The organism is Methylocapsa acidiphila B2 (genome assembly GCF_000427445.1).
GTDB lineage: Bacteria > Pseudomonadota > Alphaproteobacteria > Rhizobiales > Beijerinckiaceae > Methylocapsa > Methylocapsa acidiphila.
Window position 1 is genome coordinate 3,882,878 of record NZ_KE386496.1, and the last position, 13,013, is coordinate 3,895,890.

General features: G+C 62.3%; 10 protein-coding genes. 3 read left to right on the top strand and 7 right to left on the bottom strand.

From position 1 onward, the window contains the following. Positions 1-98: 98 nt before the first annotated feature. The 7 genes from METAC_RS0121360 to METAC_RS24895 form a co-directional block, all read right to left on the bottom strand. Positions 99-1,343: a CobW family GTP-binding protein gene (locus METAC_RS0121360; protein ID WP_084143862.1), complete on the bottom strand. Its 1,245-nt coding sequence runs from the start codon at positions 1,341-1,343 to the stop codon at positions 99-101. Next, positions 1,330-3,057: a D-alanyl-D-alanine carboxypeptidase family protein gene (locus METAC_RS24880; protein WP_245257537.1), complete on the bottom strand. Its 1,728-nt coding sequence runs from the start codon at positions 3,055-3,057 to the stop codon at positions 1,330-1,332. The genes METAC_RS0121360 and METAC_RS24880 overlap by 14 nt, the downstream gene beginning before the upstream one ends. Positions 3,058-3,177: 120 nt before the next feature. Next, complete coding sequence (locus METAC_RS0121370) at positions 3,178-4,428, bottom strand: FAD-dependent oxidoreductase (protein ID WP_026608584.1); 1,251 nt, start codon at positions 4,426-4,428, stop codon at positions 3,178-3,180. An 82-nt stretch (positions 4,429-4,510) separates the two neighbouring features. Continuing rightward, a complete protein-coding gene (gene mctP / locus METAC_RS24885; RefSeq protein WP_051335752.1) occupies positions 4,511-6,019 on the bottom strand; it encodes a monocarboxylate uptake permease MctP in 1,509 nt (502 codons plus the stop codon). Further along, positions 6,009-6,191: a DUF3311 domain-containing protein gene (locus METAC_RS0121380; RefSeq protein ID WP_036255787.1), complete on the bottom strand. Its 183-nt coding sequence runs from the start codon at positions 6,189-6,191 to the stop codon at positions 6,009-6,011. The genes mctP and METAC_RS0121380 overlap by 11 nt, the downstream gene beginning before the upstream one ends. 217 nt (positions 6,192-6,408) lie before the next feature. Continuing rightward, entirely contained in the window at positions 6,409-7,905 is a 1,497-nt protein-coding gene (locus METAC_RS24890) for a M48 family metalloprotease (protein ID WP_036256959.1), read from the bottom strand. A 132-nt stretch (positions 7,906-8,037) separates the two neighbouring features. Next, positions 8,038-8,964 (bottom strand): hypothetical protein, encoded by a 927-nt coding sequence (locus tag METAC_RS24895; protein ID WP_036255789.1) that lies wholly within the window; start codon positions 8,962-8,964, stop codon positions 8,038-8,040. A 480-nt stretch (positions 8,965-9,444) separates the two neighbouring features. On the opposite strand from METAC_RS24895, the gene amoC reads away from it, so the two are divergent. The 3 genes from amoC (at position 9,445) to amoB (ending at position 12,665) form a co-directional block, all read left to right on the top strand. Further along, a complete protein-coding gene (amoC, locus tag METAC_RS0121395; protein WP_026608586.1) occupies positions 9,445-10,242 on the top strand; it encodes a bacterial ammonia monooxygenase, subunit AmoC in 798 nt (265 codons plus the stop codon). Positions 10,243-10,433: 191 nt separating this feature from the next. Further along, entirely contained in the window at positions 10,434-11,315 is an 882-nt protein-coding gene (amoA, locus tag METAC_RS0121400; protein ID WP_084143866.1) for a bacterial ammonia monooxygenase, subunit AmoA, read from the top strand. Between the two features lie 72 nt (positions 11,316-11,387). After that, complete coding sequence (gene amoB / locus METAC_RS0121405; protein ID WP_051335753.1) at positions 11,388-12,665, top strand: bacterial ammonia monooxygenase, subunit AmoB; 1,278 nt, start codon at positions 11,388-11,390, stop codon at positions 12,663-12,665. Positions 12,666-13,013: the final 348 nt, after the last annotated feature.

Consider the following 13,013-nt stretch of genomic DNA (forward strand, 5'->3'; position numbering starts at 1 on the left):
AATGCAGATCCGTCATTTCGCGGAAAATTTCGCCTTCGCTTTCGAAACCCGAACACGTTTGACGTTTTTGGTGGATTTAAGCGTCCCGCGTGGCCGGTTCAAGCGAGCAGCCCGCCGCGCGCCGGCGCCAAGGGATTGTCGGCGAGCGCATCGGCGTCGGGCTGGTCCGGCGCGGGAGGCCCGACGAGCGCGCGCCAAAGCCCTTCGACGAATGCCGGCGCCATGTCGCGCAAAATGAACACGATTCGAGTGCTGCGATCGGCGTCCGGCCATGCGGCTAAGCGCGCCGGCGGATGGAAGACATGCTGCACGCCATGAATGACAAGCGGCCGATCGGGTTCGTCGGCCAGCGCGACGATTCCCTTCACCCGCAAAAGGGCGGGGCCATGGGCGTTGCGCAGCAACTCGATGAACAGATCGAACGCAGCGGCGCCGATCGGCGCGTCATGGCGCAAACAGAACGCCCGGATGCGGGCGTCATGACGATTCACGTCGTGTGAATCGTGAGAATGGTCATGGCCGTGATGGCCATGATCATGTTGGTCTTGGCTGATAGATGGGCCTGCTGCGCCCGCGGCCGGGAAAGACTCCGCATTGAGCCAGCCCTGCACGTCGAGACTTTTGCGGCTCGGGTCATAGAGCCCGGCGCCGAGCAAGGCCGCCGCAGTCGCCTCGCCTTTCGCGGCATCGAGAAGACGCGCGCCGGGGTTGAGATTAGCCAGCCGGACTTTCAGATCAGCGACGCGGACGCTTCCGCCTTCGTCGAGGAGATCCGATTTGGTGAGGACGAGCCGGTCGGCGACCGCCGCCTGCTTGACGGCTTCCTCATGCGCGTCGAGCGTCGCTTGGCCGTTCACGGCGTCGATCAAAGTGACGACGCCGTCGAGCCGGAACCGCAGCATGAGATAGGGATGAAACATGATGGTGTGAAGGACAGGGGCCGGATCGGCGAGCCCCGTGGTCTCGATCACCACCCTTTGAAACGGCGCGATGCGTCCATTGTCGCGCTTGCGGACCGCGTCTTCCAAGGTTGCGATGAGATCGCCGCGAATCGAGCAGCAGAGGCAGCCCGAGGTCATGACCAGCATGTCGCCGTCGACCTTTTCGACCAGCAGATGATCGAGCCCGATTTCGCCGAATTCATTGATGACGACAAGCGTGTCGGCGAAAGCCGGATCGCGAAGTAAGCGATTGAGCAGGCTCGTCTTGCCGGAGCCGAGAAAGCCCGTGACGATCGTCAGGGGGAAAGGCGGCGGCGGCCTGCGATCTAGGCGTGAAAAATCGCCCCGCGCGATCTCGCCGGTCGGCTCAGGACTCGCCGCCGGCGCGTCATTGCCCTGCATCGGCGTCGGAATGTCCTTGCTTCGCTTTGCCCGAGCGGGCTGTGGACTTCGGCTCCGTAGCCTGCTTTTGCGCCAGCTTTGTCGCCGGCTTGGCGGGATGGCGCTTGTCGAGCGCGGCTTTGTCGGCCTTGCTTTTCGGCTCCGCCGACTTCTTCTTTTCAGCTGTGGCGGTTTTGGCGGCTTCCGGCCGCTCGGCGGCTTTGGTCTTTGCCGCGTGACCGGATTTTGCGACGGGCTTGGTCTTTTCCGCAGATTTGGCGGATTTGGCTTTTCCGGTCTTGAGCTTTTTTGGCGGCGGCGCTGCGTCCTCGCCGCCGCTGGCCTCTTGTTCCGCGGCGGCGGTCGCATGGCGCCGGCCATGATGACGCGCCGCGGCGAGATGGGCGCGCTTCGCGTTCGGCTCGATCTGGCCCGCGGAGGGATCGGCGGCGAGGGGTGTCGCGGCCAGCTTCGGAGCGTCGAGCGGAGCATAGGCGCTCGCTGATTCCGGAGGACTTGCAGTCCCGAGAGGCGAATGCGCTGGGCGGGCTTGCGCGATCGGGCCGACATATCCATTGGGCGCGCCGACGAAGACTGGCGTCGGATCGAAGGATGGCGTCGGCACCAAAGCGATTCGCCGCGCCATGGGCGCGGTGCGGGCGAGGGCGTTTGCGCTATAGACCTCAGGACCGGCTGAGGCGGGGACGGATCTGCCGCCGTCGAGCGCTGCGATCAGGCGCTCGTTCTCGGCGTTGAACTCCGCGACGAGCTTGCCGCGCTTGCGGCAGACATTCTGGTTAGGGTCAGGAGGCGGCGCGTTCGTAGGGCCCGCGAGTGCGGTCACCGAACCCGTCGGGCGATCGACGCCGGAAAACCCGCGATCAAAGAGAGCCGCGGCCTTGATCGTGCGTTGCGCGACATTCGGCGCGCCGAGGATGACTGCGATGAGTTTCCGGCCACCTTGCGTGGCGCTCGCGACGACATTGAACCCCGCTGCGCAGGTGAAGCCGGTCTTCATGCCGTCGACGCCCGGATAACGGCCGAGAAGATTGTTGTGATTGGTGATGATGTCCCCGCCAAGCCGCAAGGCCCCGATCGAAAAGAGGTCCGCCTGCTCCGGAAAGGTCGAATAGAGGGCGATTGCGAGAACCGCGAAATCCCGCGCCGAAGAGATATGCTGAGGATTGGGCAGGCCATTCGGATTGACGAAATGCGATTGGCGGAGCCCCAGCGACGCCGCAGCTTCGTTCATCTCATCGGCGAAGGCCTCGACGGACCCGGAAATCCCTTCCGCGATGGTGACGGCGAGATCGTTGGCCGACTTGACCATCAGCATTTTCATGGCGTTGCCGAGCGTCACGAGCGTTCCCGGCCGAAAGCCCATTTTGGACGGCGGCATGGACGCGGCGCGGGCGGAAACTGCGAGGGGGGTGTCGAGCGTCAGCCGATGCTCGCGAACGGCTTTCAGCGCCACATAGACCGTCATCAACTTGGTCAGCGACGCAGGATACCAGGGCTGCGTCGCATGGTCCTCATAAAGGACGGCGCCCGACGGATATTCGACGACGATGGCCGGGGCAGCTTGCGCCGGCGCCGAAGCGGTAGTTCCCGCGCAAAGGGCCGCCACCAACAGGAATGCGAGGCCGCTCGAAATCCGCCGCGGCGGGCGGGGGTTCCGGAACAGGCGCCCGAAAGCTCCAGACCTCGAAGGTGCGACCATGGATCCTGTCGGCATGGGGGAAGCCATAGCGAGACATTGTTGATCCACTTACCTACCGCGCGCGCGGTCGAATGGGAAGCGTCATCGCGCAGTAGGCTCAGCCATAGCTTTGGTTCCGAGCGTCGTGTGGATCGATCAAACCGCGGCGGCGGGGCTTTTCACCCGCTCCGGGCGAATGCCGATCCCGATGATTCGGGCCGGCAGCCGCCGCAGGATTGGGAAACGAATGAAAAGGCGCAGGAAACCCGGCGGCTCGAATTTGCCGGAACTTGCGAGAACTCGGGAAATCATCCTTTTCTGGATGAAGACTTGGATCGCCTGCGTGGCTTTGGTCGGCCATTCGCGCCGTTTTTGAACCTTGGCCAGCATATCATCCGTCAAAACCCCTTGGCCGTGTAGCGGTTCGGCCAGAATATTCGCGGTCGCGATCGCGTCCTGAATGGCGAGATTGATTCCGACGCCGCCGACCGGTGACATGGCGTGCGCCGCATCGCCGATGCACAAAAGGCCCGGCCGGCTCCAAAGCGGCAGGCGATCGACCGTAACGGTTAGCAGCTTGACGGCGTCAAAGCTCTCGATCTCACCGACCCGATCCGCGGCGAAAGGCGCGAGAGCGGCGATCCGCTCGCGCAAAACCGCGATTCCCTGTTCCCGCATCCGTTCGCCGGACCCTTTGGCGATCACATAGCCGCATTGCCAATGTTCGCCCCGGTTGATCAGAACCAGGATCTGCCCGGCGTCGATCCGGCCGAAGGTCTCGATCGGGTCGCTCTCGCAGCGCGACAGGCGGAACCAGAGCACGTCCATCGGCGCGCCAATGTCCTGCGGCGTCAGTCCCGCCGTCTTGCGCACGGTTGAATGGCGACCGTCGGCCCCGATCGTGAGATCGGCGCGAATCGAGAGCGGCCCGTCTTTGGTCTTGGCGGTCACGCCGACGACGCGTCCGTTTTCCTCGATAAGACCCTCGACCGCCGTCGACATGGCGAGCCGGAAGCTCGGATAGAGCTTGGCGCGCGCCGCGAGAAAATCGAGAAAATCCCATTGCGGCATGAAGGCGACGAATTTTGCGTGCGTGGAAAGGTGCGAGAAATCGGCCAGAGGAATCGTGACGTCGCCGATTCGGCCCTGAAGCGTGCGCGCCTCTTGATGCGGCAGCTTCAGGAAATCGTCGAGGAGGCCGAGATCATGCAAGGCCTCGAGAGTCGAGGGGTGGATCGTGTCGCCGCGAAAGTCGCGTAAGAAGTCCGCGTGCTTCTCGACGACGATCACGTCGACCCCGGCGCGGGCGAGGAGCAGCCCCAGCATCATTCCCGCAGGCCCGCCGCCGACGACGCAACAGCGGCAAAAGGCTTGCGCTTGCGGCGTTTCTTTCGCGAACCTATTCATAGGCCTGTTCCTGTTTCGATCTCGTTCGAGCTAACACTATTATATAATGTAAGTCGTCAAGATGAGCTGAATCGAAACGGCCCTAATTTACGCGATCCTGTTTCGCGCCCTTGGCGACGCCGGACGCGGCCCGGCGGCGCTCCAGCGCGGCATTGACGACGAGTGCGACGACAATATTGGCGGCGAGGGCCAGCAACCCGGAATAAAGGACGAAATGGTGCTCGCCAAAGGTCAATGTATGCAAAGGCTTGAAATTATTGACCCAGGCCAGCCAAGTTCCGCCAAGGAAGCCAACCGCCCAGCCGGCGAGCAACGCGCCGGCGCGAAACCAGCTCGTGAACAGGCCGAACACCACTGTTGGGAAGGTTTGCAAAATCCATAGGCCGCCGAGCAATTGCAGATCGAGCGCGAATTGCGTCGGCAGAAAGAGAATCACCAATAAGGCCCCGAGCTTCACCGCCAGAGAGGCGGTTTTCGCGACCTTAGCCTCGCCGTGAGCCGTGATTTGCGGATCGACATAGGCTCGCCAGAAATTGCGGGCGAAGAGATTGGCGGCGCCGATGCTCATCACCGCAGCCGGCACGAGCGCGCCTATGGCGATCGCGGCGAAGGCGAAACCGGCGAACCACCCCGGAAACATAGTCTTGAAGAGGGTCGGGACCACGTCATTATTATTGGCGAGCTTCAGGCCGGCGGCGTGGCCCATGAATCCGAGGAGGGCGATGAGGCCCAGCAGAAGCGTATAGGCTGGCAGCAGAAAGGCGTTCTTGCGGATCACGTCGGGTCCGGAGCTGGCGAACACCACGGTTAGCGTATGAGGATACATGAACGAGGCAAGGGCCGAGCCGAGCGCCAGGCTCGCGTAGGGAAGATATTGGTCCGGCGTCAGGAGAATGCCGCCGCTTCCCTTCGCTTGGAACGCTGCCTCGGCGGCGGCGAAAACCGCTCCATAGCCGCCAAGCTTGAGTGGAATGAGCGCGATCGCTGCGGCGACGACGATATAGATCATCGCGTCCTTGACGAAGGCGATCAAGGCGGGCGCCCGCAGGCCGGAGGAATAAGTGTAAAGCGCCAGGACGATGAAAGCGGCGACGAGCGGAAGCTCGCCTTCGAGGCCGAGGGCGTGAATGGCCGCGGCCATGCCGATCAACTGCAAGGCGATATAAGGCATGGTGGCGATGACGCCGGTGACGGCGATCGCGAGCTCCAGGGGCCGCGAGCCATAGGCTCCATGCGCGACATCCGCCGCGGTGACGTAATGATGCTCTTTCGCCAACTTCCATAGCGCCGGCATAATTGTAAAAACAATTGGATAGACGATGATCGTATAGGGCAGGGCGAAGAAGCCGAACGCGCCGACCGCATAGACGAGGGCGGGAACCGCGATCACGGTATAGGCAGTGTAGAGATCGCCGCCGATCAGAAACCAGCTGATCCAAGGCCCGAATTGGCGTCCGCCGAGTCCCCATTCGTCGATATGCGCCAGAGTCTTCGGACGCCGCCAGCGGGCGGCGACGAAGCCCAGCGCCGTGACGAGGACGAAGAAGAAGACGAAGACTGCAAGCGCCGCGTAATCGACCTCACCGATCATGGCGCGCCAGCCGGTAAACGAGATAAATCAGCAGGGAGGTGATCGGCACGAAAGCCAACTGGTACCAATAGAAGAAAGGCAATCCGAAGAGGGCGGGCGCTTTGTGATTGTAGAGCGGGACGCTGAGCAGCGCGATATAGGGGATCAAAAGGAGAAGCCATATCAAGCGCATGTGAGGATGCGTCCCGGTTCTGATCGGTCGATGGCGGAGCCCATCGATGAAATGGAGCCGATCCGCCGTCTATCGAACTGGCTGGAGGAATGCGCTTCGTCGGAAGCAGCCGGAGAAAAAGCACGGCGCGCCGATCCGGCGGAGGCAGTCGATGCTATCCAGTCCGCCGGGGAAAGCAACCACGATGCGGCAGAGCCCCGCGCCTCAAAGGACCGAGCTATTCCGAGGGTTGCTCGATAATGATCTTGTATCGTTCGCCGGCCTGGAGCGGTCCGCGTCGTTCGAGGCCGTTGATCAGCAAAAAATAGTCAAGCTGACGGTCGGGGACCGCCATGCGCGTCGCAAGCGTTTCGGCCGTGTCGCCTGGTTTTGCGACGACGATCGCGATTTGCCAGGGCCGCACCGCTCGAATCTCGTCTTCCGACGCGCGGTGAAACGAGTCCGTCGAGGCGCGAAAACGCTTTTCGCTGGCGTCGGTCAAGGCGCGGGTCGCAAAAATGAGCCGGTAGGCCTCGGACGGCATGAATCGGATGACCGCCACTCGAAAGCTCCACTCGCCAGCATGCGCGGTCGCCATCGCGGCGGGTGAATTGTTGATCTCGGTTGTCTCGATCGAGTTTTCGTCCAGTCCGTCGATCCAGCCCGAGGCCATGTAGGCGGGCAACGAGGTTCCGGGCGCCAGCTTGACGCTGTCGAGGCGCAAGGCTTCATCGCCTGCCGCGGTGACGCCGAGCAAGGCTTTCGAGGAATTTTCGAGAATGAACCCCTCCGGCGCCATGAAGGCGAAGCCGAGGCGACCGTGCAGATATTTGCGGCCGCGGATCGAGCCTTCCGAGGGAGAGTCGCCGAAAGCCACGCCATCGATCGCGGCGAGAAAAGGCGCCCTGTCCCGCGAGCCCAGCCCCGGCGCGCCGATCTGGCGGGCGGCGCTGATCGCGGCCGCAACTCGCTCCGGCGTGGAAGGATGGGTCGCGAGCATGTCCGGTTTGGCTGCGCTGGCGGATTGGCCGATCAATGACGTCCGCAGAGCGGACGAACGGCCGAGCGCGTCGAGGAAACGGGCGGCGCCATAGGGGTCATAGCCCGCGCGGGCGACGACCTTGATCCCGATTTGATCAGCCTCGAGCTCCTGCTGCCGGGAGAAGCTCGCGATCGTGCGGCGGGCCGAGGCCTCGACCTCTTCGCTCTTCTGTTTGCTCTGGAGCGCGCTGGCCGCCTGGCTGATCACGGCGGCGCGCTTTTCCTCCTCCTCGCGCCGAACGGCGTGCCGCGCGCTGATATGGGCGATCTCATGCGCCATGACGGCGGCGACTTCGGAGGCGTCGTTCGCGAGGGCGAGAAGACCCCGCGTTACGTAAAGGTTGCCGGGCGGCAGCGCGAAGGCGTTCACGATCGGCGAGTTCAGGATCGTGACCTTATACGGCTGGCTCCCCCGTTCGGTCGCATTGGCGAGCTTGACCAGAATCTCATTGAGATAGCGTTCGGCCGTCGGATGCCTATATTCGCCATCGAAAAGCGCGACCATTCGGGCGTGTTCGGCCGACCGTTTCGTTTCCGCGTTGGCCGGGCGCGCGGGCGGTGTGGCGGCCTGAAACGGTTGCCCCCCCTGGGGCTCCATCGTCGAGCAGCCGGCCAAAGCGAGCGCGCCCGCGAGCGCGGCGCGCGGCCAATGACGCGCCACGCGCCGGGCAAAAACCGCGACCTCGGCCGTCATCAAGGCTTCGGGGCTCGCGCCTTTCCGGCATGGGCGGCGGCCGCGTCTCGGTCCGCCGGCCGTCGCGGCGCAATCGCATTGCAGCGATCGAGTTGGGTTTGGGTGACGGTTCATCCGCGCCGGCGATCCGCTTCAGCGTCGCGATCTGGGTGGACGGGTCGCGACGGCGTCTTGGTCTTGTGCGATGAGCTCGATCTCGTCAGGGTCCGAGACCTCGATTTGGGGACCGAATCGCATCTCCAGGAGACCGCGCACGCGAAGGAGGCGACCTGAGAATTGCGCCGGATCCAAGCCGGCGGACTCGAATCTCTTGATGTTGCGGGTCAAAATCGTGACGGAAAAATCCAAGTTTCGGCGTGGACCATAGAAAAGCGTCGTCCGCGCGCTTCCGATGTCGACCCGGCTCACGCGACCTTCTACGATGACGGAAGTGCCTGCCTTTTCACGGAAAGATTCGCGGTCGGACGCAGCGATTATCGAATAATACGGATCGCTCCAAACGCCAAGCGCCGCGGCGCGGGCGGCGGCCTCGGCGGCAAGGAGAGCAGCGCGGCAAGGCGGCGACAGGCCCGCCGCCGGGTCGAAGCGGCCGAGGCCGGCGTCGAGCAGGGCCGCGCCGACGTCGACGGGCGCCGCGTTCGGCGTCCCCACCGTCGCGAATATGACGGCGGGGGCGCGCCCCCATCGGTCTGGGCGCGGATCCAGCCGATGGAAGGAAACCGCTTGTCCCCTCAACCAGCCCGTCAGGCGATCGCGGCTTTTGGCGTCGAGGTCCGGATCGGTCGGGGTCGGCGCGGGCGGAAGAACCCCGGCGATCTTCAGCACGTCACCGCTGTCGAGTTCGAGCTCGAGCCTTTCGTCGACGGATTTCACGGCGCCGTTTTCTTGACCTTCCACCGAGCAGGGCTCCGCGCTCGTCGTCGCGCGCCCCCAAAGCAGGAGATTCGTCAGGGTCGCGCCCGCAAGGACGAGCCAGGTCGCGACGCTGCGACCCTTTGCCGCGCCCCGATTCCGCTTCGGCAGACGCGAAGTCTCGGCCGCCTTCACAGCAATATCCATTCCCAAAAAGGCGTCATGTCCTCCCCCGACAGCGGTCCCGCAGGCTTTCGAGAGAAAGCGACCGGCTCGACCAATTGACTGGAGCCCCCTAAGGCGAGCTCAACATAATCAGGCCCAACTCGCGGCCAAAGCCTTTCCTCCGAGCCGAATTCAAGGCCTGACCGAACGCAAACAATCGACCGCGCGCACGCCAGGGACAATGGCGCCGCCCCGCCGCCGGGACGATATCCTACCCTATTAGGTAGTAATGACCTGCCTGAAAAAATGTCATTACCGCCCACCTGACCGAATATTGTTCGTGCCTCTGGTCAGATCTAATCCTTGCGGCGGACGATCGGCCGATCCGTCAGCCACGTTGGCCGCAGCGGGTTGATGACGGATCTGGATCAAGGGAGCAGAACGCGTCCGACGACCAGATTCACGGCCCTAAATCCCCACAACAAAAACGATCTTATCCCCAAGAGCTGAGAGGCACGTGAGATGAGTTTAATTACCGAAACATCCCCTAGCCGCGCTGACGCTGCAGCGCTTTCGGCGGCGACGCCGGTATGGGATCCGAAGCCCTTCATCATCGGCACGGTCGCTTTGACCGTTTTCTACATCGGCGTTCGCATTTATGAGCAAGTCTTCGGCTGGTACGCCGGTCTCGACTCGTTCTCGCCGGAATTCCAGAAATACTGGATGACCATCCTGTACATCGAAGAGCCGACCGAGCTCATCGCCTTCCTTGGGCTCATCGGCTATCTTTGGAAGACGCGTCCGAATGACCTCGACACGGTCGCCCCGCGCGAAGAGCTCCGCCGCATCTTCTATCTGTTTAACTGGATCTTCGTGTATGGCGTCGCCATTTACTGGGGCGCCAGCTACTTCACCGAGCAGGACGGCACCTGGCACCAGACGGTTATTCGCGACACCGACTTCACGCCGAGCCACATAATCGAATTCTACATGAGCTATCCGATCTACATCATCATGGGCGTAGGCGGATTCGTGTACGCTCGGACGAGGCTCCCGACCTTCGGCTCGAAGGGCTACTCTGTCGCCTATCTGCTTCTGTTCGTCGGCCCGTTCATGATCTTCCCGAACGTTGCGCTCAATGAGTGGGGCCACACGTTCTGGTTCATGGAAGAGCTGTTCGTCGCTCCGCTGCACTGGATGTTCGTGTTCTTCGGCTGGTTCATGCTTTCTGTGTTCGGCGTTTCACTGCAGATCCTCGGCCGGATCAAGGAACTCTGCACGGGTTACGAAGACGTCGTCGGCCTCGAGCCGGCGGAATAATGTCCGCAAGAGCGGGCTCGGTCACAGCTATCGAGCTCGCTGGCGTCGGCCCGAGGCGGCGGTCGTTTCTTCGAAGCGTTACGCTTGAGGAGCGGCCGCTGATGGGGCCTAGCAGTAAGATCTGACACCAACTGGTATTTGCTCCGAAAAACCGGCCGATGAGCGCGGCGGAGCAATAGGGAGGAATGTTAATGTTTAAACGCAAACCAAACTTGGCCGCGGGCGGTCCTGTGACCGAAGCGATTGAGGCGTCGCCGGGTCTCGAGGGCGGCGCTGGCGCCAATGCGCCGACGCTGGCGGCCGACGCCGGCGTGCTCTCCGCCGGCGCGCGCGCCGCGGCTGGCTCGCCGTTCAATTCCAAGGCCGAGGCCGCCGGGCTCGTCAAGACCGCCGATATTCTCCTCTTGGCTTCGCTCTTCCTGATCACCCTCGGCGGCTATCACATTCACGCCATGCTCACCATGGGCGACTGGGATTTCTGGATCGACTGGAAAGATCGCCGCTTCTGGCCGACGGTTCTTCCGATCGTGCTCGTCACGTTCCCGGCCGCCGCTCAGGCCTATTTCTGGGAAAGCTTCCGCCTTCCTTTCGGCGCGACCTTCCTGGTCCTCGGCCTTCTCTTCGGTGAATGGGTCAACCGCTACACCAATTTCTGGGGTTGGACCTATTTCCCGATCAGCCTCGTTTGGCCGACCTCTTTGGTCCCGGCTGCTCTGTTCCTCGATATCGTGCTCTTGCTGAGCCGCAGCTTCATCGTCACCGCGATCGTCGGCGCGATGGGCTGGGGTCTTCTTCTCTATCCCTCCAACTGGCCGATTCTTGCGCCTTATCATCAGGCGACGGAACAATATGGCCTTCTCATGTCTCTCGCCGACTTGATTGGCTTTGAATACGTCCGCACCTCGATGCCTGAATATCTCCGCATCGTCGAGCGCGGCACGATGCGCACCTTCGGTAAGGACGTCGTCGCGGTTGCGGCCTTCTTCTCCGGCTTCGTCTCGATCCTGGTGTATTTCTGGTGGTGGTACGTGGGCAAGCTGTTCTCGACCGTCGCCTACACCAAAGAAGTCTAAGATTCGCACAAAGCTGAACAAAGACTCGTTGAAATAGACAATGCCACGGCTCAGCCGTGTGGGAGACATTAAATGAAAACATCCGTGTTTAGTACACTGGCGGGTCACGCCAAGCGTCAGGCCGGAAGGCTCTGGGCTCTTGGATTGGCCGTTGGTCTCGCTGCGTCCATGGCCGGTTCCGGCCCCGCCGACGCCCATGGTGAAAAGTCGCAGGCGGCCTTCCTCCGCATGCGCACTTTGAACTGGTATGACGTGAAGTGGTCGAAGACCTCCCTCAACGTCAACGAAGAGATGGAAATCACCGGCAAGCTTCACATCATGGACGCTTGGCCCGTCGCCGTCGCCAAGCCGGAAGTCGCCTTCCTCAACGTCGGTATGCCTGGTCCGGTGCTGGTTCGCGAGGGCTCGTTCCTCGGCGGAAAGTTCGTTCCTCGCTCCACCTCGCTCGAATTGGGCAAGACCTATGAATTCCGCGTTCTGCTGAAGGCGCGGCGTCAGGGCCGGTGGCACGTCCACACCCAGCTCAGCGTCCAGACCGGCGGCCCGATCATCGGACCCGGCCAATGGGTTGAGATCAAGGGCGACATGGCGGACTTCAAAAATCCGGTCACGTTGCTGAACGGCGAAGTTATCGATCTCGAGCAGTACAAGATCGGCAACATCTACTTCTGGCACACGGTGTGGTTCATCGCCGGCGTCGCTTGGGTCTTCTACTGGTTCCGCAAGCGCGGCTTCGTCGGCCGGTATATCTCGGTGGCGTCCGGCAAGGGCGGAGAGCTGATCACTCCTTTGGAGCGTCAGATCGGCGCCGGCGCCCTCGCCGCCACGCTGTTGGTCGTGATCATTTCTTATGCTCTGACCGCCAGCGAATTCCCGCGCACGATTCCGCTTCAGGCCGGCAACATCCGGGCTATCGACGCGCTCAACATTCCGGAATCTCCGATCAAGGTTGAGTATCTCCGTGGGACCTACAAGGTGCCGGGCCGCGAGCTTGTCGCGACCTATAAGATCACCAACACGGGCAAGGAGCCGGTTCGCGTCGGCGAGTTTGCGACCGCGACCCTTCGTTTCTTGAACCCCGACGTCTACACCCAGAAGGTTGACTATCCTGAATATATCCTGGCTGAGCGTGGCCTGTCGCTGAGCGACAACGCCCCGATCGCGCCCGGTGAAACCAAGGAACTCACCGTCAAGGTGCAGGACGCGCGTTGGGATACGGAACGTCTGGCTGACTTGGCCTATGACGTCGACAGCTCCTTCGCTGGCTTGATGTTCTTCTTCACCCCGAGCGGCGCTCGCTACGAGGTGGAGACGGGCGGCCCGGTCATCCCCGAGTTCCTCCCGATCTGATCTAGGTTCTAGAACGCCTAAATCATAAGAAAATTCTGGTTCCCCCGCTCGTTGGCTCTCAACTGGCGGGGGAATTAGCTTAAGGGCCCGGATTGGCGCACCGCGTTTTTCAACTTCGTCGATATCGGACCGAGAGCGCAGCGCGCTCCGATCTAACGATTGGGAATTCCGGATCTAATTTCGTCGCATCGCGATGTTGGACGAAAGGTTGGATCGCTGGTTTAGATCACCGAGATTTGCACCCGAATTTTCCGCTTCGTCGTGAAGCGATGTAAAGGAAGCATGCTGGCGAATAAAGATGGGGCGCTGTACCTTGCAAGGCGTCGATGAGATCCGATGGTTGTCACT

Excerpts from the sequence above, each read along its gene's own strand:
- METAC_RS0121360 (WP_084143862.1), bottom strand. The coding sequence starts at position 1,343 with ATGCAGGGCAATGACGCGCCGGCGGCGAGTCCTGAGCCGACCGGCGAG.
- METAC_RS24880 (WP_245257537.1), bottom strand. The coding sequence starts at position 3,057 with ATGCCGACAGGATCCATGGTCGCACCTTCGAGGTCTGGAGCTTTCGGG.
- METAC_RS0121370 (WP_026608584.1), bottom strand. The coding sequence starts at position 4,428 with ATGAATAGGTTCGCGAAAGAAACGCCGCAAGCGCAAGCCTTTTGCCGC.
- mctP (WP_051335752.1), bottom strand. The coding sequence starts at position 6,019 with ATGATCGGTGAGGTCGATTACGCGGCGCTTGCAGTCTTCGTCTTCTTC.
- METAC_RS0121380 (WP_036255787.1), bottom strand. The coding sequence starts at position 6,191 with ATGCGCTTGATATGGCTTCTCCTTTTGATCCCCTATATCGCGCTGCTC.
- METAC_RS24890 (WP_036256959.1), bottom strand. The coding sequence starts at position 7,905 with ATGACGGCCGAGGTCGCGGTTTTTGCCCGGCGCGTGGCGCGTCATTGG.
- METAC_RS24895 (WP_036255789.1), bottom strand. The coding sequence starts at position 8,964 with ATGGATATTGCTGTGAAGGCGGCCGAGACTTCGCGTCTGCCGAAGCGG.
- amoC (WP_026608586.1), top strand. The coding sequence starts at position 9,445 with ATGAGTTTAATTACCGAAACATCCCCTAGCCGCGCTGACGCTGCAGCG.
- amoA (WP_084143866.1), top strand. The coding sequence starts at position 10,434 with ATGTTTAAACGCAAACCAAACTTGGCCGCGGGCGGTCCTGTGACCGAA.
- amoB (WP_051335753.1), top strand. The coding sequence starts at position 11,388 with ATGAAAACATCCGTGTTTAGTACACTGGCGGGTCACGCCAAGCGTCAG.